This window comes from Streptococcus oralis, assembly GCF_023110055.1.
GTDB lineage: Bacteria > Bacillota > Bacilli > Lactobacillales > Streptococcaceae > Streptococcus > Streptococcus oralis_BY.
In genome coordinates this window covers 1,408,790-1,434,924 of sequence record NZ_JALDVG010000001.1, presented here as the reverse complement: position 1 = coordinate 1,434,924, position 26,135 = coordinate 1,408,790, and the positions used below count along the sequence as shown (strand labels likewise).

The 26,135-nt window shown below is 42.6% G+C and carries 26 protein-coding genes; 18 read left to right on the top strand and 8 right to left on the bottom strand.

The features are described 5' to 3' along the window. Positions 1-193: 193 nt before the first annotated feature. The 7 genes from M1G01_RS06870 to M1G01_RS06840 all read left to right on the top strand — a co-directional run bounded on the left by M1G01_RS06870 (position 194) and on the right by M1G01_RS06840 (position 6,967). Complete coding sequence (locus M1G01_RS06870; RefSeq protein WP_000714584.1) at positions 194-1,123, top strand: ABC transporter permease; 930 nt, start codon at positions 194-196, stop codon at positions 1,121-1,123. Between the two features lie 13 nt (positions 1,124-1,136). Further along, a complete protein-coding gene (locus tag M1G01_RS06865) occupies positions 1,137-2,060 on the top strand; it encodes a carbohydrate ABC transporter permease (protein ID WP_000818344.1) in 924 nt (307 codons plus the stop codon). Positions 2,061-2,167: 107 nt separating this feature from the next. Beyond that, on the top strand, positions 2,168-3,652 hold the full coding sequence (locus M1G01_RS06860) for an ABC transporter substrate-binding protein (RefSeq protein WP_049520552.1): 1,485 nt from the start codon (positions 2,168-2,170) through the stop codon (positions 3,650-3,652). 160 nt (positions 3,653-3,812) lie between these two features. After that, positions 3,813-4,502: a CPBP family intramembrane glutamic endopeptidase gene (locus tag M1G01_RS06855; protein WP_049477588.1), complete on the top strand. Its 690-nt coding sequence runs from the start codon at positions 3,813-3,815 to the stop codon at positions 4,500-4,502. Between the two features lie 68 nt (positions 4,503-4,570). Beyond that, positions 4,571-4,867, top strand: coding sequence for a bacteriocin immunity protein (locus M1G01_RS06850; RefSeq protein WP_049477587.1), 297 nt, complete (start codon positions 4,571-4,573; stop codon positions 4,865-4,867). Between the two features lie 131 nt (positions 4,868-4,998). Next, the gene (gene trhO, locus M1G01_RS06845) at positions 4,999-5,985 is read left to right on the top strand and encodes an oxygen-dependent tRNA uridine(34) hydroxylase TrhO (protein ID WP_247931461.1); all 987 of its coding nucleotides are present in this window, start codon (positions 4,999-5,001) and stop codon (positions 5,983-5,985) included. 121 nt (positions 5,986-6,106) lie between these two features. Then, positions 6,107-6,967 carry a DUF4299 family protein gene (locus M1G01_RS06840; RefSeq protein ID WP_049490509.1) on the top strand — a complete coding sequence of 287 codons (861 nt, stop codon included), beginning with the start codon at positions 6,107-6,109 and terminating at the stop codon, positions 6,965-6,967. A gap of 62 nt (positions 6,968-7,029) precedes the next feature. Here M1G01_RS06840 and M1G01_RS06835 read toward each other — a convergent pair whose 3' ends face one another. The 5 genes from M1G01_RS06835 to M1G01_RS06815 all read right to left on the bottom strand — a co-directional run bounded on the left by M1G01_RS06835 (position 7,030) and on the right by M1G01_RS06815 (position 11,186). Next, positions 7,030-7,992: a DUF6574 domain-containing protein gene (locus M1G01_RS06835; protein ID WP_247931460.1), complete on the bottom strand. Its 963-nt coding sequence runs from the start codon at positions 7,990-7,992 to the stop codon at positions 7,030-7,032. Positions 7,993-8,054: 62 nt separating this feature from the next. Then, a complete protein-coding gene (locus M1G01_RS06830) occupies positions 8,055-8,984 on the bottom strand; it encodes a DUF4097 family beta strand repeat-containing protein (protein ID WP_049520549.1) in 930 nt (309 codons plus the stop codon). Continuing rightward, positions 8,977-9,570: a DUF1700 domain-containing protein gene (locus M1G01_RS06825; protein WP_049520548.1), complete on the bottom strand. Its 594-nt coding sequence runs from the start codon at positions 9,568-9,570 to the stop codon at positions 8,977-8,979. The genes M1G01_RS06830 and M1G01_RS06825 overlap by 8 nt, the downstream gene beginning before the upstream one ends. Next, positions 9,557-9,883 (bottom strand): PadR family transcriptional regulator, encoded by a 327-nt coding sequence (locus tag M1G01_RS06820; RefSeq protein ID WP_000273860.1) that lies wholly within the window; start codon positions 9,881-9,883, stop codon positions 9,557-9,559. Before M1G01_RS06820 ends, M1G01_RS06825 begins: the two co-directional genes overlap by 14 nt. Positions 9,884-10,019: 136 nt before the next feature. Next, complete coding sequence (locus M1G01_RS06815) at positions 10,020-11,186, bottom strand: CynX/NimT family MFS transporter (RefSeq protein WP_247931459.1); 1,167 nt, start codon at positions 11,184-11,186, stop codon at positions 10,020-10,022. A gap of 221 nt (positions 11,187-11,407) precedes the next feature. On the opposite strand from M1G01_RS06815, the gene M1G01_RS06810 reads away from it, so the two are divergent. Together M1G01_RS06810 and M1G01_RS06805 are read left to right on the top strand one after the other, a co-directional pair. Beyond that, positions 11,408-12,238, top strand: a complete 831-nt coding sequence (locus M1G01_RS06810) for a glycosyltransferase (protein ID WP_247931458.1) — start codon at positions 11,408-11,410, stop codon at positions 12,236-12,238. A gap of 75 nt (positions 12,239-12,313) precedes the next feature. Beyond that, positions 12,314-14,164: a nucleoside-diphosphate sugar epimerase/dehydratase gene (locus tag M1G01_RS06805; protein WP_042903043.1), complete on the top strand. Its 1,851-nt coding sequence runs from the start codon at positions 12,314-12,316 to the stop codon at positions 14,162-14,164. Positions 14,165-14,259: 95 nt separating this feature from the next. On the opposite strand, the gene M1G01_RS06800 is transcribed toward M1G01_RS06805, so the two are convergent. Genes M1G01_RS06800 through sdaAB form a run of 3 tightly spaced genes read right to left on the bottom strand, consistent with a single transcriptional unit; the run spans position 14,260 to position 16,469 of the window. Continuing rightward, complete coding sequence (locus M1G01_RS06800) at positions 14,260-14,889, bottom strand: HAD-IA family hydrolase (protein ID WP_247931457.1); 630 nt, start codon at positions 14,887-14,889, stop codon at positions 14,260-14,262. Positions 14,890-14,916: 27 nt separating this feature from the next. Next, entirely contained in the window at positions 14,917-15,789 is an 873-nt protein-coding gene (gene sdaAA, locus M1G01_RS06795; protein WP_045592728.1) for an L-serine ammonia-lyase, iron-sulfur-dependent, subunit alpha, read from the bottom strand. 8 nt (positions 15,790-15,797) lie between these two features. After that, positions 15,798-16,469: an L-serine ammonia-lyase, iron-sulfur-dependent subunit beta gene (gene sdaAB / locus M1G01_RS06790; protein WP_000555868.1), complete on the bottom strand. Its 672-nt coding sequence runs from the start codon at positions 16,467-16,469 to the stop codon at positions 15,798-15,800. 241 nt (positions 16,470-16,710) lie between these two features. On the opposite strand from sdaAB, the gene apf reads away from it, so the two are divergent. The 9 genes from apf (at position 16,711) to mnmG (ending at position 25,952) form a co-directional block, all read left to right on the top strand. Next, on the top strand, positions 16,711-17,286 hold the full coding sequence (apf, locus tag M1G01_RS06785; protein WP_247931456.1) for an aggregation-promoting factor: 576 nt from the start codon (positions 16,711-16,713) through the stop codon (positions 17,284-17,286). Positions 17,287-17,564: 278 nt separating this feature from the next. Then, positions 17,565-18,371 carry an ABC transporter substrate-binding protein gene (locus M1G01_RS06780; protein WP_001045248.1) on the top strand — a complete coding sequence of 269 codons (807 nt, stop codon included), beginning with the start codon at positions 17,565-17,567 and terminating at the stop codon, positions 18,369-18,371. A 15-nt stretch (positions 18,372-18,386) separates the two neighbouring features. Beyond that, complete coding sequence (locus M1G01_RS06775; RefSeq protein ID WP_000031908.1) at positions 18,387-19,583, top strand: argininosuccinate synthase; 1,197 nt, start codon at positions 18,387-18,389, stop codon at positions 19,581-19,583. Between the two features lie 27 nt (positions 19,584-19,610). After that, the gene (gene argH / locus M1G01_RS06770) at positions 19,611-21,002 is read left to right on the top strand and encodes an argininosuccinate lyase (RefSeq protein ID WP_247931455.1); all 1,392 of its coding nucleotides are present in this window, start codon (positions 19,611-19,613) and stop codon (positions 21,000-21,002) included. Positions 21,003-21,429: 427 nt separating this feature from the next. Continuing rightward, entirely contained in the window at positions 21,430-22,551 is a 1,122-nt protein-coding gene (gene mnmA / locus M1G01_RS06765; RefSeq protein ID WP_001282946.1) for a tRNA 2-thiouridine(34) synthase MnmA, read from the top strand. A 21-nt stretch (positions 22,552-22,572) separates the two neighbouring features. Continuing rightward, entirely contained in the window at positions 22,573-23,004 is a 432-nt protein-coding gene (locus M1G01_RS06760) for an SseB family protein (protein WP_061587238.1), read from the top strand. A gap of 149 nt (positions 23,005-23,153) precedes the next feature. Further along, positions 23,154-23,609 carry an NUDIX hydrolase gene (locus tag M1G01_RS06755; protein ID WP_000193660.1) on the top strand — a complete coding sequence of 152 codons (456 nt, stop codon included), beginning with the start codon at positions 23,154-23,156 and terminating at the stop codon, positions 23,607-23,609. An 8-nt stretch (positions 23,610-23,617) separates the two neighbouring features. Continuing rightward, a complete protein-coding gene (locus tag M1G01_RS06750) occupies positions 23,618-24,049 on the top strand; it encodes an NUDIX hydrolase (protein ID WP_000989470.1) in 432 nt (143 codons plus the stop codon). Beyond that, the gene (mnmG, locus tag M1G01_RS06745) at positions 24,039-25,952 is read left to right on the top strand and encodes a tRNA uridine-5-carboxymethylaminomethyl(34) synthesis enzyme MnmG (protein WP_247931454.1); all 1,914 of its coding nucleotides are present in this window, start codon (positions 24,039-24,041) and stop codon (positions 25,950-25,952) included. Before M1G01_RS06750 ends, mnmG begins: the two co-directional genes overlap by 11 nt. The last annotated feature ends 183 nt before the right edge of the window (positions 25,953-26,135 follow it).

The window sequence follows — 26,135 nt, the reverse complement described above, 5'->3', positions numbered from 1 at the left end:
GTCCCTTGTTCAGAGTGTTTCTCGTGAAACCTATTTCTTATAAAAAACTTCTCCACAAAAAATAATTTGTGGAGTTTTTTCTATAATTAGTAGTTTAACCTAGCCTTCAAATAGGAGTATACTAATAATGTAATCGTTATCAAACCTAAAAATTCGATGAAATCAGTTTTTAGGAATAAAAAGGGAGGAAATTATGAAAAAGTTTTCAAAGACCTTGAGAGATAACTGGATCTTTCTCTTGATGGTTTTACCAGGGGCACTCTGGTTGATTCTATTCTTTTACATTCCAGTATTTGGGAATGTGGTCGCCTTTAAAGACTACCATATGACCAGTAATGGTTTCATAGATAGTATTGTGAATAGTAAATGGGTCGGGTTAGATAATTTCAGATTCTTGTTTAGTTCAAAAGATGCCTTTATCATCACTCGAAATACCGTTCTTTACAATCTCGGCTTTATCTTTATCGGTTTGATTGTATCAGTAGGGATTGCCATCATTCTCAGCGAGCTTCGCTCTAAGAGAATGGTTAAGATTTTCCAAACGTCTATGTTGTTCCCTTACTTCCTGTCATGGGTTATCATCAGTTTCTTTACAGATGCCTTCCTAAACATTGACAAAGGGGTCTTCAACCATTTCCTAACATCCATTGGCATGAAGGAAGTCAACTTCTACGCTGACTTAGGCATTTGGCCATACCTTCTCCTTTTCCTAGGTATTTGGAAAGGCTTTGGATATAGCAGTGTCATGTACTATGCGACGATTATGGGAATTGATCCAACCTACTACGAAGCAGCAACAGTGGACGGGGCTAGCAAGTGGCAACGCATTCGCAACGTAACCATTCCTCAGTTGACTCCGCTTGTAACTGTATTGACCATCCTTGCAGTCGGAAATATCTTCCGCGCAGACTTCGGTCTCTTCTATCAAATCCCACACAATGCTGGTCAGCTTTACAATGTAACTAACGTTTTGGACGTATATGTCTTTAATGGTTTGACTCAGACAGCAGATATCGGTATGGCTTCAGCAGCCGGTCTTTACCAATCCGTTGTCGGCTTGATACTGGTTATTCTATCAAACTTGCTTGCAAGACGAGTTGATCCAAACTCAGCTTTGTTCTAGAAAGGGGGAGAATATGGCAGAAAAGAAAATTAAAAAAGAAAAAATCGATAATGTCGGCATTCACTCCTTCAGTAAGAAAGCAGATATCTTCTTTAGTATCATCTCTGGTTTGATCGCTCTTTCTTGTATCTTGCCCTTTATCTTCGTTATCATCATTTCGGTGACAGACGAAAAGAGCATCCTCCAGTATGGATATAGCTTTTTCCCTTCGAAATTTGGTGTAGATGGATTCCAGTTCTTAGCTCAGTTTAAAGATAAGATCCTCCAAGCGCTCTTTATCTCAGTTTTTGTAACCGTAGTCGGAACAGTGACCAACGTCTTCATCACGACAACTTATGCCTACGCCATCTCACGGACAACCTTTAAGTACCGCAGATTCTTCACGATCTTCGCTCTTCTTAGTATGTTGTTCAATGCTGGTTTGGTACCAGGCTATATCGTGGTCACTCGTTTGCTTCAACTTGGTGATACCGTTTGGGCCTTGATTGTTCCAATGCTTCTTTCACCATTCAACATCATCTTGATGCGTTCCTTCTTCAAGAAGACCATTCCAGAAGCTATTCTCGAATCTGCTCGTATCGATGGTGCCAGTGAAGCTCGGATCTTCTTCCAGATTTGTTTGCCATTGTCACTTCCAGGTATCGCAACCATCACGCTTTTGACAGCTCTTGGATTCTGGAACGACTGGTTCAACGCCCTTCTTTACATCAAGAGTGACAACTTGTATCCATTACAGTATTTGCTCATGCAAATCCAACAAAATATGGACTACATCGCCAAAGCAGTCGGTCTTTCTGGTCAACTGGGAGTCGCTCTTCCAAAGGAAACGGGTCGTATGGCCATGGTTGTCGTTGCAACCCTTCCAATCGCGATTCTCTATCCATTCTTCCAACGCTACTTTGTAAAAGGTTTGACCATCGGTGGTGTGAAAGAATAGGACTTACTGAGAAACATCGTTTCTCCCTTCCCAACTTCATCTTAGTGGCTGAAGTTAAAATCATTAAATCGTTTATAAGTTTAAAAATAAAAAAAGGAGTTTTTATCATGAAAAACTGGAAAAAATATGCTTTTGCATCTGCTAGCGTAGTCGCTTTGGCTGCAAGTCTTGCTGCCTGTGGAAACCTTACAGGTAACAACAAAAAAGCTGCAGATACTACTTCAGGTGAAAAACCTGTAATCAAAATGTACCAAATCGGTGACAAACCAGACAACTTGGATGAATTGCTAGAAAATGCAAACAAAATCATCGAAGAAAAAGTCGGTGCTAAATTGGATATCCAATACCTTGGATGGGGTGACTATGATAAGAAAATGTCTGTTATCACATCATCTGGTGAAAACTATGATATCGCATTTGCATCTAACTATGTCGTAAATGCTCAAAAAGGTGCCTATGCTGACTTAACAGAATTGTATAAAAAAGAAGGAGCAGAGCTTTACAAAGCACTTGACCCAGCTTACATCAAAGGGAACACTGTAAACGGTAAGATCTATGCAGTACCAGTTGCAGCTAACGTTGCATCATCTCAAAACTTTGCCTTCAACGGAACTCTTCTTGCTAAATACGGTATCGATATTTCAGGTGTAACTTCATACGAAACACTTGAGCCAGTCTTGAAACAAATCAAAGAAAAAGCTCCAGATGTAGTACCATTTGCGGTTACGAAGAACTTTATCCCATCTGATAACTTTGACTACCCAGTACCAAACGGACTTCCATTTGTTATCGACCTTGAAGGAGACACTACTAAGATCGTAAACCGTTACGAAGTGCCTCGTTTCAAAGAACACTTGAAGACTCTTCACAAATTCTATGAAGAAGGGTATATTCCAAAAGACGTAGCAACAAGCGACACTTCATTTGACCTTCAACAAGATACTTGGTTTGTTCGTGAAGAAACAGTAGGACCAGCTGACTATGGTAACAGTTTGCTCTCTCGTGTTGCTAACAAAGATATCCAAATCAAACCAATCACTAACTTTATCAAGAAAAACCAAACAACACAAGTTGCTAACTTTGTCATCTCAAACAACTCTAAGAACAAAGAAAAATCAATGGAAGTGTTGAACCTCTTGAACACGAACCCAGAACTCTTGAACGGTCTTGTTTACGGTCCAGAAGGCAAGAACTGGGAAAAAATTCAAGGTAAAGAAAACCGTGTACGTGTCCTTGATGGCTACAAAGGAAATACTCACATGGGTGGATGGAACACTGGTAACAACTGGATTCTTTACATCAACGAAAACGTTACAGATCAACAAATCGAAGATTCTAAGAAACAATTGGCAGAAGCTAAAGAATCTCCAGCACTTGGATTTATCTTTAACACTGACAATGTGAAATCTGAAATCTCAGCAATTTCTAACACAATGCAACAATTCGATACAGCTATCAACACTGGTACTGTAGACCCAGATAAAGCAATCCCAGAATTGATGGAAAAATTGAAATCTGAAGGTGCCTACGAAAAAGTATTGAACGAAATGCAAAAACAATACGACGAATTCTTGAAAAACAAAAAATCATAAGTTCGATTGATTTCGTGTATTCATTCCTAATTCCTAAAAATGTGATCACTGCCTTCCTTAGTTCTCTAGGGGAGGTAGTGATTTTTAGGATGTAAAAATGAAAAGAGTGGTTCTGAGGGTTTATACGATGTGATACACATACATCTATAGGGGATTTATTATGAAAAAATATCGTCTTCTTTTCAAAATGAGTGCTGTCTTCTCTTACCTATTTTTCGTATTTGGCCTTTCCCAGCTGACGCTTATTGTCCAAAACTATTGGCAATTTTCTTCCCAGATTGGCAATTTCTTCTGGATTCAAAATATCTTGAGTTTGCTATTTAGCGGAGTCATGATTTGGATTCTGGTTAAGACAGGCCATGGTTATCTCTTTCGCATTCCAAGAGAAAAATGGCTTTGGTATTCGATTTTGACAGTATTAGTGGTAGTGCTCCAGATCTTTTTTAACGTTCAGACAGCTAAACATGTTCAGTCAACTGCTGAAGGTTGGGCTGTATTGATTGGTTATAGTGGGACTAACTTTGCAGAGCTAGGTATCTATATAGCCCTGTTCTTTCTGATTCCACTGATGGAAGAGTTAATCTATAGAGGATTACTGCAACACGCCTTTTTTAAAGATTCGAGATTTGCTCTTGATTTGCTTCTTCCGTCCATTTTATTTGCTCTCCCTCATTTTTCAAGCCTTCCTAGTCTGTTAGATATCTTCGTCTTTGCAACATCTGGAATCATTTTTGCTGGTTTGACCCGTTATACCAAGAGCATTTATCCTTCCTATGCGGTGCATGTGATCAATAATATTGTAGCGACATTGCCATTTCTGCTGACGTTTTTACATAGGGCGTTTGGGTAAAATACTGGCTGGAGAGTTAGGAATTATAGTTTTTCAATTTATAAGTGAATTTCAGGAGGGAAATGAGTATGACACCATTAAAATGGTTCGATGGAGGTAGAGAAAGGCGTTGTGAAGCGATGACCATCATTGATCATCTATTGGAAGATATAAAGGCTGCGCCTCAACTTACTCCCTTGAAAAATCAGTTAGTGATTTATAAAAAACGATTAAAGGATGATGGAACCTCTACTCCATTTATTCTGAGCCAAATGAACGTTGACATCTCACGTGTGTTGATTGACAATAAGCTGGGTTTGTCAGAAAGTCAAGCTAAGCAAATCAAAAAATTGAGAGAATTATCTGCGATTCGCTATGGTTACTGATGAAGTGCAGGGGTAGGACTCTTTCAACAATTTCCGGTCAAATAAATTGCATTCGTTTTCTCAAGTGGGTATACTAGTATAGTTGAATGAAAAATTCTGAAAATTTAAGAATAGAAAAGAGAACAAATCTTATGGCAAAAGATATTCGTGTCTTACTTTACTACCTCTATACTCCAATTGAAAATGCAGAGCAATTTGCTGCAGACCACTTGGCTTTCTGTAAATCAATTGGCCTCAAAGGCCGTATCCTAGTCGCTGACGAGGGAATCAACGGAACAGTTTCAGGTGACTACGAAACAACTCAAAAATACATGGACTACGTTCACAGCCTCCCAGGCATGGAAGACCTCTGGTTCAAGATTGACGAAGAAAGTGAACAAGCTTTTAAGAAGATGTTTGTTCGCTACAAGAAAGAAATTGTCCACCTTGGTTTGGAAGACAACGACTTTGATAATGACATCAACCCACTTGAAACAACAGGTGCTTACTTGTCTCCAAAAGAGTTCAAAGAAGCCCTTCTTGACGAAGATACAGTTGTCCTTGACACACGTAACGATTATGAGTACGACCTAGGACATTTCCGTGGGGCTATCCGCCCAGACATCCGCAACTTCCGTGAGTTACCACAGTGGGTCCGCGACAACAAGGAAAAATTCATGGACAAGCGTGTCGTGGTTTACTGTACAGGTGGGGTTCGCTGTGAGAAATTCTCAGGTTGGATGGTTCGTGAAGGCTACAAAGATGTCGGCCAATTGCACGGAGGAATCGCAACTTACGGTAAAGACCCAGAAGTTCAAGGTGAGCTTTGGGATGGGAAAATGTACGTCTTTGACGAGCGTATCGCCGTTGATGTCAACCATGTTAACCCAACCATCGTAGGGAAAGACTGGTTTGATGGAACACCATGTGAACGCTATGTCAACTGTGGCAATCCCTTCTGTAACCGTCGTATCCTAACATCAGAAGAAAATGAAGACAAGTACCTTCGTGGATGCTCACACGAGTGCCGTGCTCACCCACGCAACCGCTATGTTTCAGAAAATGAATTGACACAAGATCAAGTAATCGAGCGCCTAGCAGCTATCGGTGAAAGCTTGGATCAAGTCGCTACTGTATAACATCAAACAGTCCTTAGGGGCTGTTTTTCTATGCTTTATATCTAAAAAACTAAAGTTTGTTTCTGTATCTTTCAGGAAAATAGATTATACTATGTGTAAACGATTTCAAAGGAGGCCAGTTATGGCGAAAACATTTTTTATCCCAAATAAAGAAAGCATCCTAGGACAACAGGAGGTCTTGACTGCCAAGTCCATCTTGGCCTTGGTGGAGGGCTTGGAGTCACACAGTTATGATGCGGTCTATCTCCGTCAGCCACTCAATCGTCTCGAGTATATCGAGTGTGGGATTGTAGGCCAGTCGCAATTTCTCTTCAAGGTCAACTACGCGGATAGCCGAAAAGGTTATCAAGTGGTGATTCCAGATTTCCTTACTAGAGCGGATTGGGAGATTGTAGAAGCTCTCCTCCAAGCCTTATCGAGCAAGTTGGGGGAAGCGGTAGAAGGGCTAGAAGGCTTTGATTTTGAAACCTATTTCCGACAAACGGTCAAGTATTATTTAGCGGATAAGGCGGTTCGTTTAGTCTATTGCCAAGGACTCTTGTCGCCTATCTATCTCAACAAGGAATACCTCGAGAGCTTTTTGGCTGAGGATGGATTGGTACGTTTTGAAGAGCTGGTCAAGAAGGTTCAAGGCTCTGATGCTTACCTTGCCAGTGTGAAATTTTACCCAGACGCTCAAGGTAAGGTGCAAGGTATCTATCACCTAGCTCAGGGAGTCAAAACGATTTTACCAAAGGAACCCTTTGTACCAGCTCCTTATACCGAGCAGCTGGCAGGCAAGGAACTTGTTTGGGAGATTGACCTAGTGAAGATTTCTGGTGATGGCTCAAAAGCAGAAGACTATGAAGCAATCGCTCGCTTGGATTATGAAAAATTCCTAGAGTCACTACCAGAAGCATTTTACCAGGAATTAGATGCTAATCAATTAGAAATTCAACCCATCCTAGGACAAGATTTTGAAGAATTGGCAACCATCAAGTAAACATTGTTCAAAAAAGAGTAAGAATAAAAATCCCTGTCATTAATAAATGGCAGGGATTTTGATTAAAAGAAGGTCAGGATGCGAAGGTAGTCTACTGTCAGCGCGAGCTCTGCAATGAAGAAGGGTAAGAGAATAGCACCATCAAGTAAGACAGCTAGCAAGAAACGATAAAATGGGTCAAGGTTGCTGGTTTTACTTGGCTTGCTAATCACAAAGAGATTTCCAAGGGCAAAGATGGCCATGCTTAGAAGAGTGAGGATGCCAGCAAATCGTAAGCCACCAAAGAGTGCAAAGAAACTTGCTAGAGCTGTTAGGACAAGTGGGATAGCAAAGAGTCGGCTGTAACGATCGCAAGCTTCTTGGAATGTGAAGTCGCTCTCCTGGTCCAGTACACGTCGGACAGTAAAGCCTCCCAAAATGATGGAAAAGTAAAATAGAGCGCTAGCGACCAAGATAGAAAGTCCAGCAAAGAGATCTAAAGGTGGGAGCTGGTTAGGTAAACTATTGGCAATAGAGGCCATATAGCCGTAGTAGAGGTGCTTGATATGATAGATACTAAAGAAAAGGTTGATTGACGACAGCAAGGTGAGCAGGGCAAAGACACTGTAACGATGCTTTTGGTCCGTATTCTTGCTGGCAGTTGGTTCTTGGATAGCATCCAGCAGCCAAGTCCAAAACAGTGCGATTTCTTCTTTGAATCTGGCTGTTTTACGAGGGTCAATATCTGGGATATAGGGGCTTTCTAAAGCCTTGCTGAGGATACTTTTCTCTTTTGCAGGGTTTTCTTGCTTGTGTTCCTCTTCAGTTTTCCCTTCTCCCTCTTCCTCGGTTTGGGTTTCCTCAGTCATTTCGGGAGTTTCCTCCTCATGCGTTTCCGACTCTTTAGGTGAGACAGATGTTTCTTGGCTTACTTGTAGTTCGGTCTCCACAGTTTCTGAAGTCTCAGGCTCGTTGGGCTGGATTTCTGATTTTGTCTGAGGTGATTTCTTCTCAAGATCGGCACTTTCAAACCATTCTTGTGTCATGGTGGAACCTCCTTTTTTATGGTCGTTTTCTATCTTTAGACTAGCAGATGAAAGCGTTTTTGTCAATGATTTCTAGATGGAGAAGAGTGCTCTTCTTTAGGTAGGTAGATATCCTGGTTGGCTTTTGCAATGAGCAGGTCCTTGACATCTGCTTTGTCTGTCTTGTAGGGGTTGGCAAGTTCATTCTCTTTTTGTCCACGATGTTCTTCTTTAGGTTTATGATAGATACCACCATGCTGAGAAGAAAGATCTAGATTGATACGGTCAGTCTCTTTCTGGGAGAGAATGAGGTTTAGAGTGGAATGGGCCTCTAGCTCAACCTTGCCGTGGACCTTGATATTCTCAGCATAAATGTGTTCCCTTTCCGTCTTGACCTGGCTATCTGTCAATTCGGTATCAAAGATATTGATGATATGAGGTGTCGTTAGTGTACTATTCTTGATAGAGCTTTCTGTTATTCTTAAGAGATAGCCTTTTGTTTTGATTGTCGCATTTTCAAGATTGGCTTGACGAATATTAGTTTGTCCACGATTGGCTGAGACGGTGATAGCTTGCAGCCTTCTTCCTTTAGGGAGGGAGAGAATGACTTCGTCAAAACGGTGAGAATAACTGCTGGCAATACGAAGTAGGCCTTCGATTCCTGAACCTAGAAAGCGATGTTGGGAGGCTTGTTTGTCAGTGACGCTTAGTGTTTTGTCACTCATGCCAGTAGTCAGATCGTGACGACCAGACACGGACGGATGATAGGTGATGTGGATTTTGTCATCTACAGACTCTGTGATGGTTAGGCTATGTTCCTCAAGAGCTAGCTCAAGTTTTTCCACTTCATTTCCAAAGGTCACTTCTTCGATACGATTGTCATAGACGGGGTCTTTTGACATGGCAAGTAAACTTTGAATACCATTGGACTGCGCGCCTACAATGATCATGATAAAACCGAGGATTGTAGAAACCACACCAAAGATGAGAAATCCTTTTGTCAATTTACGCATGTCTGTCACCTCTCTTTCCTTTTTTAAGAATCCATTGCACCAAGCGGACGATCAGGAGCCCAAAGAAACGAGCTACATAGGAGATACCTAGTAGAACAAGAGAAGAAGCACCGATAGAAAGCAAACCGGCCCCAAAAATCAAGATAAAGGCAGATTTGGCTTCGACTAGGACGCTAAAGCTCTCTACGATAAAGAGTCCACCTAGCAGGATACCCGTCACAGAGACGGTAAAGAAGGCTAGAATGACGGAGACAGCCGCGATAAGAAGCCCGATGATGGCCATGAGGATGCCGATCCCGACCGGAATTCCGATAGGAGCTACTAGCAGAGCCAGGAGGGCAATGTGTAGCAGTTGGCGGTCATTCTTTTGAGCAGGGGCTTCATTGACTTTTTTATCGAGAAGATCAGAGAGGATATCATGGGCAGCTTCTTTTGGAGTGCCTAGACTGGCAATGAGTTCCTCTTCGCCCTCTGAACCTGCATCGTCAAATAGTTCCTTAAAGTAGTCCATAGCTTCGATGCGGTCAGCTTCAGGCAATTTATTGAGATAAGTTTCTAACTGAGTCAGATAGTCAGTTCTTGTCATGGCGGATACTCCCTTCTATGATGCCGTTGACGGTGTCGGTATAGAGCGTCCACTCTTCCTTTAGAGTAACGAGCTGCTCTACGCCCCGATTGGTCAAGGAGTAGTATTTGCGCATACGCCCCTGAAACTCTCTAGAGTAGGTGGTCAGAAAGCCACTGGCTTCCAATTTTTTGAGAATGGGATAGAGCGTAGATTCTTTTATATTGGCGATGAGCTTAATGGTTTGACTAATCTCATAACCATAAGAATCCCCCTGCTCCAGTACAGCCAAGATGAGAAATTCGATCAAGGCAGAGGATGTTGGGAAGTACATGGGAAACCTCCTTTATATTATATAAAAATTTTATATATACTCTTTTCAAATATATTGTATCTCAAGTTGAAAGCCCTGTCAAGAAATATGTATAAAAATTTTATATATAAAAAAACTCCTAGTATAAACTAGAAGTTTAGAGGATGTTATCAGCCCGATCCACCATAAAGAGTGAGATGGTCATGATGATATCGATGGCTAGAAGGGCAAGGACAGCTGGGATCCAAGATTGGAAAAGGTCAAAACTATAACCAAACAAGGCAGGTCCAAAAGCTGCCAAGATGTAGCCTCCTGTTTGCGCTAGTCCTGATAGCTGAGCGGTCTTTTCAGGAGAACTGGTTTTAAGAGAAAAACAAACCATGAGGTAGGGGAAGAGGGCACTGCAGGCTGTTCCAATCAAGAGATGGACGACTAGCCAGTAGAGGAAATTATTGGCTGGATACAAGAGCATGGCAATTCCCATCATACCAGCGATAGAGATAATTGCCAGCATGATTCGACGATAACCATCTGACAGACGAGTTGTCAGACTTGGAACAGTCATTGAAAAAGGAATGCTGATCAGTGAGAAAATAGAAGCGAGGAGAGCCGCATCGCTATTAGAAATACCAGCACTAACAGCCATAGTTGGTAACCAAGTCATACTTGTATAAAAGAACAAGGACTGAAGCCCCCCAAAGATAATGATAGCCCAGACATCTTTACTTTTTAGAATATTCTCTTTGACTTGCTTTTCTTTTTGGCTTTCTAGGTGGTGGTTGTGGCGATGATTTGGCAACCAGACTAGCAGAGTGACCAGACAGAGAAAGCTGAGAACGAGGATGAGTCCCTTCCAAGAACTAGCTTGGGTGATAGGGACCGAAAGATAAGAAGCGATGGCTGTCGAAATTCCCATGGCAGTGACATAGAGAGTTGTTAGGAAACTAATCTTTTGAGGCTGATTTGCCTGGATCATACTTGGGAGCAGTACATTGAAGATCGCAATGCTTGCTCCGATGATCAGAGTTCCTAGATAAAGAAGAGGAAGATTGAAAATCCGAATGACAGAGCCAACAGTTAAGAGGAGGAGACAGTAAGTAAAGAGATGTTCCAACCCGATTTTTTGTGCCAAGCGGCTTGCAAAAGCAGAGAAAAGAGCAAACATCAAGAGAGGTAGACTGGTTAAAATCCCAAGAGAGCTGACTTCCACTCCTAGTCCTTGAGCGATATCTCCTAAAATAGTTGGTAGAGCAGTAAAGGGAGAACGTAAAACGGTCCCGATTAAGACAATTCCTAGAACAAAAAAGAGCGATTGTTTTTTCATAAAAACCTCGATAAGATGATTTTAATAACAGCTTATTTTAAGGTTTTTTCCTTATAATGTCAAGTAATGACAGCCAAGACAGTTCAATCAATGGAAGTGAAAATAAAGTGAAAAGGGACGGATTTCTTTACTAGAATTTTCCTTGATTTGATATAAAAATAGGAAACTAGGAGAATTTGTGATAAAATAGTGGAAGGAAATCTATACATTGGAGAAAAACTGTGCCTGAAAAGCAAAAAATCAGCGTCTTGATGTCGGTCTATGTAAAGGAAAATCCGACGTTTTTAAGAGATGCTATCAAAAGTGTTCAAAACCAGACCTTGAAACCGAGTGAACTTGTTCTTGTTGAGGACGGGCCGCTCACACCCGAACTCTATCAGGTGCTAGATGAAGTGGAAGCTCAGTCAGACATTCCAGTGAAACGGTGCCCCTTAGAACAAAACCAAGGTTTAGGCTTGGCTCTTCGATACGGTATTTTACAGTGCCAGTATGACATTATTGCCCGCATGGATACAGATGATTTAGCCGTTCCGGATCGTTTTGAGAAACAGCTTCAGCTAATGGAGAAAGAAAATCTTGATCTCTTAGGCGGGCATATCGCAGAGTTCATTGACAATCCAGATGAGATTGTGTCTTATCGTCGTGTTCCAACTCAGCACGCAGACATTGTGGCTTATCAGAGAATGAGAAGCGCCTTTAACCATATGACAGTCATGTTCAAAAAGGACATGGTCCTCAAGGCGGGCAACTATGAAGATGGCCTTTACATGGAGGATGACCTCCTTTGGCTCAATATGATTGCTGCAGGTGCCAAGACTGGGAACCTAGATCAAATCTTGTGTAAGGTTCGTGTCGGTGCAGGGATGTTTGAGCGTCGAGGTGGCTTGCGTTACCTTAGACTCTATCGTCAAGCTCGCCAGCGCATGCTTGAGCGAGGGCAAATTTCTTACATGGAATATGCTAAAAGTGTAGCCATTCAGGCAATTGTTGCACTTTGTCCAGGCTTTGTACGTCAGTTTATCTTCGTCAAACTTTTAAGAAAGAGAAAGTAAGCCCCGATAGACTGAATGATTTAGGCTATCATAACAACAGTATCATCTGACTCTTTTAAGGGGGAGTAAATTCCTATGAATAAAAAACTAACAGATTATGTGATTGATCTGGTTGAAATTTTAAATAAACAGCAAAAACAAGTGTTTTGGGGGATATTCGATATTTTGAGTATGGTGGTTTCCATCATCGTATCTTATATCTTGTTTTATGGCCTTATAAATCCTGCGCCTGTGGATTACGTGATCTACACTCTTTTAGCCTTCCTCCTCTATCAAATCATGATTGCGTTTTGGGGGCTAAATGCTAGTATCAGTCGTTATAGCAAGATTACGGATTTCATGAAAATCTTTTTCGGAGTGATGCTCAGCAGTGTTCTTTCTTATGGAATCTGCTATGCCTTCCTTCCATTGTTTTCTATCCGTTTCATCGTACTCTTCATTTTGTTGAGTACCTTCCTCATCTTGCTTCCTCGTATCACTTGGCAGTTGATTTATTCCAAACGTAAAAAAGGTAGTGGAGATGGAGAACACCGTCGGACCTTCTTGATCGGTGCTGGTGATGGTGGTGCCCTCTTTATGAACAGCTACCAACATCCAACTAGCGACCTTGAGCTAGTGGGGATTTTGGATAACGATGAAAAGAAAAAGGGACAAAAACTAGGTGGAATCCCAGTTTTGGGCTCTTATGATAATCTGCCTGAATTAGCTAAACGTCACCAAATCGAGCGTGTTATCGTAGCGATCCCTTCGCTTGACCCATCAGAGTACGAACGCATCTTGCAGATGTGTAATAAGCTAGGCGTCAAATGTTACAAGATGCCTAAGGTTGAGACAGTCGTTCAAGGACTCCATCAATCAGGCAGTGGCTTCCAGAAAATTGATATCACAGACCTTTTGGGCCGTCAGGAAATTCGTCTTGACGAATCGCGTCTAGGTACTGAGATTACAGGCAAGACCATCCTGGTGACAGGAGCAGGTGGTTCGATTGGTTCAGAGATTTGTCGCCAGGTTAGTCGCTTCAATCCAGAGCGTATCGTCTTGCTTGGACATGGTGAAAACTCAATCTATCTCGTTTATCATGAATTGATCCGTACATTCCAAGGGATTGATTATGTTCCTGTTATTGCAGATATTCAGGACTATGACCGTCTCTTGCAGGTGTTTGAGCAGTACAAACCAGCCATTGTTTACCATGCTGCAGCCCACAAACACGTTCCGATGATGGAGCGCAATCCAAAAGAAGCCTTCAAGAACAATATTCTCGGAACCTACAATGTTGCCAAGGCTGTTGATGAAGCCAAAGTACCTAAGATGGTCATGATTTCGACTGACAAGGCGGTCAATCCACCGAATGTTATGGGTGCGACTAAGCGCGTGGCAGAGTTGATTGTCACTGGCTTTAACCAACGTAGCAAATCAACCTACTGTGCAGTCCGTTTTGGGAATGTTCTGGGTAGTCGTGGTAGTGTGATTCCTGTCTTTGAACGTCAGATTGCTGAAGGCGGTCCTGTAACGGTGACAGACTTCCGTATGACACGTTACTTCATGACCATTCCAGAGGCTAGCCGTCTAGTAATCCATGCTGGGGCTTATGCCAAGGACGGAGAAGTCTTTATCCTCGATATGGGTAAACCAGTTAAGATCTATGACTTGGCTAAGAAAATGGTCCTTCTAAGCGGGCACACAGAAAGTGAAATTCCAATCGTTGAGGTCGGTATCCGCCCAGGTGAAAAACTCTATGAGGAACTCTTGGTTTCGACCGAATTGGTTGATAACCAAGTTATGGACAAGATTTTCGTTGGTAAGGTAAACGTCATGCCGCTAGAAGCCATCGATCAAAAGATTGAAGAGTTCCGTTCACTCAGCGGAGATGAGCTCAAAGAAGCCATCATTTCCTTTGCAAATGAGACAACCCATGCTGAGTAAGAGTGTCTAACAAATTAATTATAAATAAAAGGCCAAGGTTCTGTTTGTACAGGACCTTGGCCTTTTTACTCTGTAATTTCAAATTGTTGTATTATTTATAGTTGCTTAATGATATCATCAATGGTATGGGCAATCCAGTCAGGCTGATAGCTGAGTAAATCAGCCTCTTCTCCAAATCCCCAAGTAACAGCAAACTTTTTAATGCCAGTTTCTTGGGCTCCAATCATATCAAACTTGGTATCCCCAATGATGAGGACTTGGTCTGCATGGAGTTGATGCGCTTGCAAGGCGTAACGGATGACATCTGCCTTATGTGGCGTTTCAGGACTAGAGCCGTAAATGCCATCAAAGAAATGATGGATTCCCAGATTTTTAGTCATATCATGAGCAGTAGGAGTATTCTTTGTTGTAGTGATGTATAGAGGGTAGTTTTGCGAAAGCTCTTGAAGCAATTCTGTTATTCGGGGGAAGAGTTGGGCTTCGTGGATCCCTTTTTCCTTGTAGTAAGAGCGGTATATCTGGACGGCCTCCGAGATTTGTTCCTTGGGAAGACATGTTGCAAAACTACTTTCAAGTGGAGGTCCCATGAAACCACGAATGGTTTTGGCATCAGGGCTAGGAACTCCTAGCTCTTTAAAGGTATGGGTAAAGGCATTGTGGATCCCGATGGAACTGTCAACCAGAGTTCCGTCCAGATCAAAAAAGATTGCTGAGATAGAGGGCATAGTTTCTCCTAATAGATAAAGATGAGTTTATTCGCCGAAGATTTCTTTTTGTAGGCGACGACCAGTAGGTGTGGCGGCGAGTCCACCCTCAGCCGTTTCACGAAAGGCAGTTGGGAGGCTTGATCCAACTTGGTACATGGCATCGATGACTTCGTCAACAGGGATCTTAGACTCGATACCTGCCAAGGCCATGTCTGCTGCGATAAAGGCAAAGCTGGCTCCCATGGCATTGCGCTTTACACAGGGAACTTCGACCAAACCAGCGACGGGATCGCAGATGAGGCCCAGCATATTTTTAATGACAAAGGCGATGGCTTGGCTAGCCTGATAGGGGGTCCCACCTGCAGCCAAGGTTAAGGCTGCGGCACTCATGGCAGAGGCAGAGCCGACTTCGGCCTGACAGCCACCTTCAGCACCTGAGATAGAAGCATTGTTTGCGATGACTAGTCCAAAGGCACCAGCAGCAAAGAGGAAATCTAGCTGTTCTTCGTGGGTAAGGTCTAATTTTTGGATAGCAGCAGTGAGAACGGCTGGCAGACAGCCGGCACTTCCTGCGGTTGGAGTGGCGCAGACCAAGCCCATCTTCGCATTGTGTTCATTGACCGCGATGGCATTTCGGGCTGCTGATAGGATGGTAAAGTCAGATAAGGCCTTGCCACTTTTGAGATGTCGGTCTAGTTTGGCCGCGTCTCCACCCGTTAAGCCACTACGGGATTTGTTTTCACTGAGGCCGAGCTCGACAGAGGCTTTCATGACTTCTAGATTGCGTTCCATGAGGAGGAGAACTTCTGGCCGTTCCCGACCAGTTAGTTGATATTCTGTCGCAATCATGAGTTCGGCGACATTTCCTTGGAAGTCTAGATCCGCTTGCTCGACCAATTCTTTGATAGAATAAAACATGTTTCCTCCTACTTAAAGAAATTGACATTGTGGAGATGAGGAATTTTTCGGATTTCTTCAATCGCCTCTTCGCAACTTCGACTATCGACTTCGATAATCATGATGGCTTTTTCTCCAGCTTTTTCTCGAGTCACATTCATCTGCGCGATGTTGATATCAAAACGAGAGAGGGCTTCAGTAACATGGGCAATCATACCTGGAACATCTTGATGCACGATGATAATGGTTGGTGTGTTCATGTTGAGAGAGACAGCAAAGCCGTTAAGTTCCGTAACCTGGATATTTCCCCCACCGATGGAAATTCCTGTCACACTGATGGACTTGTGTTCATTTTTCACAGTAATTTTAGTGGTATTAGGATGAGGAGCGTTGCTATCTTTCTGAATGGTCCAGACAATCTTAATACCACGTTTATGGGCAATCTCTAGGCTATTTGGAATGTCGGGATCGTCCGTATCCATACCTAATATACCAGCGACGAGAGCAAGGTCAGTTCCATGACCACGGTAGGTCTTGGCAAATGAGTTAAATAATTGGAATTCGACTTCTGTCGGCGTATCATCAAAGATGGAAGAGACGATTTTCCCGATGCGAACAGCTCCAGCAGTATGGCTACTTGATGGGCCAATCATAACTGGTCCGATAATGTCAAAGACAGATTGAAAACGAAGTGAGTGCATCTGTTTCCCCTTACAAAGATTCTTATATCTATTATATCAAAGAATGGAGCTCTGCGCTTATTTCCCTTATCAAAAGCTTAAAATGATTAAAGATAGTATAAAATAAGGTCTTTTGTGACAAAAACCTCCTTAAAACGGTAAATATAAAACATTTTTGTAATATTTCTACATAAAACCGTTAAACAACGGTAACATTTAAAAGGTATCATAGATATATCCAATGGAAGGAGAATTTTTAGATATGTCATTAACAACTAAAAAAATTAAAACAACTATTGCAGGAGTAGCAGCTTTGCTTGCTTTCTTTGCTCCATCACTTGCATCTGCCCAAGAAACTGTAACTTACACAGTTAAATCAGGTGATACTCTTTCAGAAATCGCTGAGAAGTACAACACAACTGTTGAAAAATTGGCAGCGAAAAACAACATCAAAGATATTCATCTTATCTATGTTGACCAAGTTTTGGTTATCGAAGGAACAGCTTCAACTGTAGCTCCAGCAGCAACAACGGAAGAAACAGCTCCAGCTGCACCTGCAACTCCAGCAGCTCCAGCAGCAGAAAGCAACACTGCAGCAGCTTCTACTGTAAGTGGTTCTGAAGCAGAAGCTAAAGAATGGATCGCTCAAAAAGAATCAGGTGGTAGCTACACTGCTACAAACGGACGTTACATCGGACGTTACCAATTGACAGATTCATACTTGAACGGTGACTACTCAGCTGAAAACCAAGAACGTGTAGCAGATGCTTACGTTGCAGGACGTTACGGTTCATGGACAGCTGCCAAGAACTTCTGGCTTAACAACGGTTGGTATTAAGAATACAAGAGTCCTTTAGGGCTCTTTTTTTGTTTCTCTATAACAAAAAGTGTAACGAGCTTCTCAGTAATGCTCTATTTGTATAATTCCGACTAAATTCTTCAAATTGTTTTAAAACTCAAATAGTATAAATAAGCTTATTATATGTAAAAATATATCATATAATAAGCTTTTTCTTGATTTAAATGAAATAAAATACAGTTTTTTCTTGACAAACGAGAATGAGAAGAGTATTATTTATACAATAATAAAGTATAAAAATAAAAGGAGGCTCTTCTATGAATAAAGTGAAGAAGGTGTTGATGACGATGTTTGGTTTGCTTATGTTTCCCTTATTATTTGCTTGTAGTAACACTCAATCCCAAGGTGTTGAAGCCATTAAGGCTAAAGGAAAATTGGTGGTGGCCCTAAATCCAGAGTTTGCTCCATTTGAATACCAGAAATTGGTTGATGGGAAAAATCAGATTGTAGGTTCAGATGTTGAGCTAGCCAAAGCCATCGCAAAGGAACTAGGTGTAGAAGTGGAGTTCTCTCCAATGAGTTTTGATAATGTACTGGCTAGTCTTGATTCAGGCAAGGCCGATCTTGCCATATCAGGTGTTTCTAAAACGGAAGAGAGAAGTCAAGTTTACGATTTTTCAATTCCCTACTACACTTCGAAAAATAAGGTTATCGTAAGGAAAGCTGAATTAACGAATTACCAATCAGTCAAGGATTTGGCTCAGAAAAAGGTTGGAGCGCAGAAAGGTTCTATCCAGGAAACTCTGGCCAAAGAAACTTTGCAGGATTCTTCTCTCGTTTCACTTCCTAAAAATGGAAATTTGATAACAGATTTGAAATCAGGGCAACTAGATGCGGTTATCTTTGAGGAACCAGTGGCGAAAGGATTTGTAGAGAATAATCCAGACCTAGCCATCGCTGAGTTTGATTTTGACAATGATAAAGAAGATTCCTACGCTGTTGCGATGAAAAAAGACAGTAAAGAATTGAAAGAGGCGGTTGACAAAACCATCCAGAAGTTGAAGGATTCTGGGGAGTTGGACAAATTGATTGACGATGCTTTTAAAGCCTCTATCGAAAAATAGAAAGAAGGAAGAGAAATGAGTAAGGAAAAAGTCATTTTAGCCTATTCAGGTGGATTAGATACATCAGTTGCTATTACATGGTTAAAAAAAGACTATGATGTGATCGCTGTTTGTATGGATGTGGGTGAAGGAAAAGATTTGGAGTTCATCCACGATAAAGCTCTCAAGGTTGGGGCTGTTGAGTCTTATGTCATTGATGTTAAGGAAGAATTTGCTAACGACTATGTTTTAGTGGCCCTTCAGGCTCATGCCTACTACGAACAAAAGTACCCCTTGGTATCTGCTCTGAGTCGCCCTCTTATTTCAAAAAAACTCGTTGAAATAGCTCATCAGACGGGGGCAACCACAATTGCCCATGGTTGTACAGGCAAGGGAAACGACCAAGTTCGGTTTGAAGTCTCTATTGCGGCTTTGGATCCCAATTTAAAAGTAGTTGCGCCTGTTCGTGAGTGGAAATGGTCTCGTGAAGAAGAAATCCAATATGCCAAAGAAAACGGTGTTCCAGTTCCTGCTGACCTTGACAATCCTTACTCTGTCGATCAAAATCTTTGGGGACGCGCAAATGAATGTGGTGTCTTGGAAAATCCTTGGAATCAAGCACCAGAAGAAGCATTTGGAATCACATCTTCGCCAGAAGAGGCGCCAGACAGTCCTGAATTTATTGACATTGAGTTTAGCTGTGGGGTACCCATCTCCCTCAATGGTGAGAAGATGAAAGTGGCGGATTTGATTCAAAAGCTCAATGAAATTGCAGGCAAACACGGTGTTGGTCGTATTGACCATGTGGAAAATCGTTTAGTTGGTATTAAGTCAAGAGAGATTTATGAGTGCCCAGGTGCTGTGACTTTATTGGCAGCTCATAAGGAGATTGAAGACTTGACTCTTGTGAGAGAAGTGGCTCATTTCAAACCCATTATCGAAAATGAGTTGTCCAATCTCATCTATAATGCCTTGTGGTTTAGCCCAGCAACTCAGGCTTTGATTGCCTATATCAAGGAGACACAGAAAGTTGTTAATGGAACTGCAAAAGTTAAACTCTATAAGGGGAATGCTCAGGTAGTGGCTCGGAAATCTCCAAATTCTCTTTACGATGAAAATTTGGCGACTTATACTAGCGCAGATACCTTTGACCAAGATGCGGCTGTTGGATTTATCAAGCTTTGGGGGCTTCCGACTAAGGTTTATTCAGAAGTTCAGAAAAATGTTGAGTAGTGACGCGATAGAAAGGGACGACAGAATATGTCGAAAAATACAAAATTATGGGGTGGTCGATTTGAAGGCACTGTGGAAGATTGGGTAGAGCAGTTCGGTGCGAGTATTTCCTTCGACCACCAGCTGGCAAAATTTGATTTGATGGGTTCCCTAGCTCATGTTCAAATGCTAGGACAGACTGGCATTTTGAGCTTGGAAGAGGCAGAGCAGATCCAAGATGGTCTGAAAGCTTTGTTGCGAGATTTAGAGGCAGGAGAGCTTCATTTTGATATTGCAAATGAAGATATTCATATGAATATGGAAGTGTTGCTGACAGAGAAAATCGGTCCTCTGGCTGGGAAACTACACACGGCTCGTTCTCGGAATGACCAAGTCGCAACGGATATGCACTTATATCTAAAGGAGCAACTTGGCCATGTCTTGGATAAGTTGGCGAATCTGAACAGTGTTTTGCTGGATTTGGCTGAAAAACATGTGGAAACCATCATGCCAGGCTATACCCATTTGCAGCACGCCCAACCGATTAGTTTTGCCCACCATCTCATGGCTTATTACAATATGTTTCAAAGGGATAGCGAGCGCTTTGCATTTAACTTGAAGCATACGGACCTATCTCCCCTGGGTGCGGCTGCCTTGGCGGGGACAACTTTTCCAATCGATCGTCAATTATCGAGTGATTTACTGGGTTTCCAACAACCCTATACCAATTCCTTGGACGCAGTGAGTGACCGTGATTTTATCTTGGAATTTCTATCAAATGCCAGCATTTTGATGATGCATATGAGCCGTTTTTGTGAAGAAATCATCAATTGGTGCAGTTTTGAGTATCAGTACATTAGCTTGTCTGATAGCTTTTCAACGGGTTCGTCTATCATGCCCCAGAAGAAAAATCCTGATATGGCCGAATTGATTCGAGGGAAGACAGGACGGGTTTACGGGCACTTGCTTGGACTATTGACCGTCATGAAGTCTTTGCCTCTGGCCTATAATAAGGATTTGCAAGAGGACAAGGAAGGCATGTTTGATACGGTAGAAACGATTTTAAATTCTCTGGATGTGCTGGCAGGTATGCTATCGAGCATGCAGGTTAATAAGGCCAAAATGCAGCAATCTACAGAGAATGATTTTTCGAATGCGACCGAACTGGCAGATTATTTGGCTGAAAAAGGTCTTCCCTTTAGAGAAGCGCATGAAATTGTAGGAAAATTGGTTCTAGACTCTATCAAGCATAGTAAAAATATCCAAGATTGGGATTTGAAGGAGTTGCAAACCTACCATCCCTTGATTGAAGAAGATATTTATATCTACTTGCGCCCAGAAACCGCTGTTCAGCGACGGAATTCCTTAGGAGGAACCGGCTTTGAGCAAGTGAAATACCAGATAGAACAAGCGAAGAAAGAACTTAAAGGGGAAAATTGATTCGTTTGCAAAGGAAGAAAGAGAGGTTGAGATGATTTATCAGCCTCTTTCTTGTCTTCTCCAACCAAGCGTGTTATAATGAATACTGCTCAAGCGACCTTCAATCGTTAAAGCACACACGACCTTCAATCGTGAATTAGTCATTTCGTTTATCTTTTATTACGTCGTTAACTCGCAATGAGATGCAAGCTGAGCTTGTCTGATTTATAACCTCAATCAGTCTCCCAGACTGATTGAGCGAACTCGAGTTATGCCTGCGACTCGTTGCCTATCATATTTTCATTTTAAGATGATAGGCTAAAATGGTCTCCCAGACCATTTTACTCCTAAAAGCAAACGAAAAGACTATACTCGAAGAAGTTCTATTGAAAGTCTTAGTAAATAGAATTTTGAGGGTATGAATAAACGAATAGATGGGAGACTTACCATGAGTGATAACTCTAAAACACGTGTTGTTGTGGGGATGAGTGGTGGTGTTGATTCGTCGGTGACGGCTCTCTTACTCAAGGAGCAGGGCTACGATGTGATCGGTATCTTCATGAAGAACTGGGATGACACAGATGAAAACGGCGTTTGTACGGCGACCGAAGATTACAAGGATGTGGCTGCGGTGGCAGACCAGATCGGCATTCCTTACTACTCTGTCAATTTTGAAAAAGAGTACTGGGACCGCGTTTTTGAGTATTTCCTAGCGGAATACCGTGCAGGGCGCACGCCAAATCCAGATGTTATGTGCAACAAGGAAATCAAGTTCAAGGCCTTTTTGGACTATGCCATGACCTTGGGTGCAGACTATGTAGCGACGGGGCATTATGCTCGAGTGGCGCGTGATGAGGATGGCATTGTTCACATGCTTCGTGGCGTGGACAATGGCAAGGACCAGACCTATTTCCTCAGTCAACTTTCGCAAGAACAACTCCAAAAAACCATGTTCCCACTGGGACATTTGGAAAAGCCTGAAGTTCGCAGACTCGCAGAAGAAGCAGGACTTGCGACTGCTAAGAAGAAAGACTCGACAGGAATTTGCTTTATCGGAGAAAAGAACTTTAAAAACTTTCTCAGCAACTACCTGCCAGCTCAGCCTGGTCGCATGATGACTGTGGATGGTCGCGATATGGGCGAGCATGCAGGACTTATGTATTATACGATTGGTCAGCGTGGCGGACTCGGTATCGGTGGGCAACACGGCGGTGACAATGCTCCTTGGTTCGTTGTTGGAAAAGACCTAAGCAAGAACATCCTCTATGTCGGTCAAGGATTCTACCATGACTCGCTTATGTCAACCAGCCTAGAAGCCAGTCAAGTTCATTTTACTCGTGAGATGCCAGAGGAGTTTACGCTCGAATGTACGGCTAAATTCCGCTACCGTCAGCCTGATTCTAAGGTGACAGTACATGTCAAAGGAGACAAGGCAGAGGTCATCTTTGCGGAACCGCAACGCGCGATCACACCCGGGCAGGCAGTTGTCTTTTACGATGGCGAAGAGTGTCTAGGTGGCGGTTTGATTGACAATGCCTACCGCGATGGACAAGTTTGTCAGTACATTTAAGATTTTCTAAGAGGAAAGAGAATGTTTCAGTTTTTTAAGAAAAAAACGGCTAAAAAAGAGCAAACAATGAGCCTTTCTGACTATAAGAAAGAGTATTTGAGAGAGAAAACGACAGAGTCGATTGAAGCCTTGTTCAAGGAATTGAAACAAGCTAAAGTCTGGGTCCCCTTCAATCCGAATCTTCTGGATGAGAGTGATGAACAAGAAGGGGTACGACTAAAACCGGATATTCTGCGAAAGGGAGACGACTACTTCTATCCTTGTTTCTTAACTGAACAAGATATTCCTAAGGACTATTATGACCGTTTTTCCTGGTTGCAATTACCTCTTACGGACTGTTTATCTGTTGCGGAAGAGATAGGGGAGTTTCCGGTGAGAGGGATTGTTCTGGATGCCTTCTCTGACCCAGTCGAGATTGACAAAGGAGCTTTTGAAGCGATTCGCCAATTATAGTACATTTAGATTGACAAATTTTCTCAATTTGCTACAATAATAAAAGCAATAGAAATGATGGTCAAAGCTCATGGATGTTGCAGGCTTTTTTGTCCTGCACTTCTTTGGAGTTTTGACTGTTTTTGTGTCGTTTAAGGGAAAGGACAAAAATGACTCAACAAGACTTTCGGACAACAGTGGGAGACACGGTCTTTGGTGTTCGGGCGGCAGCCTTGATTCTCCAAAATGGCAAGCTCCTAGTTACTAAAGACAAGGGTAAATATTACACTATCGGCGGTGCGATTCAAGTCAATGAAAGCACGGAAGACGCGGTAGTCCGTGAAGTGAAGGAAGAACTAGGTGTCAAAGCTCAAGCTGGGCAGCTAGCTTTCGTGGTTGAAAATCGTTTTGAACAGGACGGTGTTTCCTATCACAACATCGAGTTTCATTACCTGGTGAATTTGCTTGAAGAAGCTCCATTGACCATGCAGGAAGATGTGAAAAGGCAACCTTGTGAGTGGATTGATTTGGATCAGCTCCAGAATATCCAGCTAGTTCCAGCCTTTTTAAAAACAGCCCTACCAGAATGGAACGGCCAACTAAAACACATTCATCTTGAGGAATAGGAGAGAAAATGATGGTTAAGCTTATTGCCCATGTACTTGTTCATAGTGGTGGTGATTATTTGCTCATTCAGCGTTCGGAAATTAAAAGAGGAGAACCCAACGTTTATCCAACTTACTGGGATATTCCTGGTGGCGGGGTTGAAAAGGGTGAACTTCCGCGAGATGGTGCTCTTAGAGAATGCATTGAAGAAGCGGGAGTTAGGCTAGATAGCAGTTCGCTCAAACTTCTTCACGAAGATAGTCAACTGGATACCTCTAAGGATACGGTTTTTACTCGCTTAGTTTATAAAGCAGAGTGGATTGGGGAGAAGCCAATTATCAGATTAGATCCTGAAGAGCATACACACTTTAAATGGGTTACTATGGATCAAGCTCTAGAGGAGGAGAAGTTAGTTCCTTATTTGCGAGAAATTTTTGAAAGGTTAAGAAATGACTTATAATTTTACGGAAGAATACGATATTATTGTAATTGGTGCGGGGCACGCGGGGGTAGAAGCATCTCTAGCAGCCAGCCGTATGGGCTGTAAGGTCTTGCTTGCGACCATCAACATTGAAATGCTGGCTTTCATGCCTTGTAACCCTTCAATCGGTGGTTCTGCCAAGGGGATTGTCGTGCGTGAAGTCGATGCCCTCGGTGGCGAGATGGCCAAAACCATTGACAAGACTTACATCCAGATGAAGATGCTCAATACTGGGAAAGGTCCAGCTGTCCGTGCCCTTCGTGCGCAAGCTGACAAGGAGCTTTACTCTAAGGAGATGCGCAAGACAGTTGAAAATCAAGAAAATCTCACCCTTCGTCAAACCATGATTGATGAAATTTTGGTGGAAGATGGCAAGGTTGTCGGTGTGCGTACAGCTACCCATCAAGAGTATGGAGCAAAAGCGGTTATTGTAACCACAGGAACAGCCCTCCGTGGGGAAATCATCATCGGAGACCTAAAGTACTCATCAGGTCCTAACCACAGTCTAGCTTCGATTAACCTAGCTGATAACCTCAAGGAATTGGGACTCGAAATCGGTCGTTTCAAGACAGGAACTCCTCCACGTGTTAAGGCTTCCTCTATCAACTATGATGTAACAGAAATCCAGCCAGGAGACGAGGCGCCAAACCACTTCTCCTATACTTCACGTGATGAGGATTATGTCAAGGACCAGGTGCCATGCTGGTTGACTTACACTAATGGTACCAGTCATGAGATTATCCAAAACAACCTCCATCGCGCGCCAATGTTTACAGGTGTGGTTAAGGGAGTGGGGCCTCGTTACTGTCCATCGATTGAGGACAAGATTGTGCGCTTTGCGGACAAGGAACGCCACCAACTCTTCCTTGAGCCAGAAGGGCGCAATACAGAGGAAGTCTATGTCCAAGGTCTTTCAACCAGTCTGCCTGAGGATGTACAGCGGGAGCTGGTTCATTCCATTAAAGGTCTGGAAAATGCTGAGATGATGCGAACGGGTTATGCCATTGAGTACGATATGGTCTTGCCTCACCAGTTGCGTGCAACTTTGGAAACCAAGAAAATCTCAGGTCTTTTCACAGCTGGGCAGACAAATGGTACATCTGGTTACGAAGAGGCAGCAGGTCAAGGGATTATCGCTGGGATCAACGCAGCTCTGAAAATCCAAGGCAAGCCTGAATTGATTTTGAAGCGCAGTGACGGTTATATTGGGGTCATGATTGACGATTTGGTGACCAAGGGAACCATTGAACCCTACCGTCTCTTGACCAGTCGTGCTGAATACCGTCTCATTCTTCGTCATGACAATGCTGATATGCGTTTGACCGAGATGGGACGCGAGATTGGACTTGTGGATGATGAACGCTGGGCTCGTTTTGAAATCAAGAAAAATCAATTTGACAATGAGATGAAGCGTCTAGACAGCATCAAACTCAAGCCAGTCAAGGAAACCAATGCTAAGGTTGAGGAGATGGGCTTCAAGCCATTGACAGATGCGGTGACAGCTAAGGAATTCCTTCGCCGTCCAGAAGTTTCTTACCAGGATGTGGTGGCTTTCATCGGACCTGCAGCAGAGGACTTGGATGACAAGATTATCGAATTGATTGAAACAGAAATCAAGTACGAAGGCTATATTTCCAAAGCCATGGATCAGGTTGCCAAGATGAAACGCATGGAAGAAAAACGCATTCCAGCCAATATCGACTGGGATGATATTGATTCTATCGCGACAGAAGCTCGCCAGAAGTTCAAACTCATCAATCCAGAAACTATTGGCCAAGCTAGCCGTATTTCGGGAGTAAACCCAGCAGATATTTCCATTCTGATGGTCTATCTGGAAGGTAAAAATCGTAGTATTTCTAAAACTCTTCAAAAATCAAAATGATACGTCGTCGGCTTCTTACGAATGAGTTCAAAGCTTGGCTTTGATTCATCTCCAGCCTCCCATAGTTCCCCGAACTATGGGAGCTAACTCAAGTTATGCTTTCGCCTAGCCTTCTAGTCTGATTTCGATTTTTATTGAGTTTCAATCTCAAAAGAAAGCATAGAGAAAAACAGCTCCGAAGAC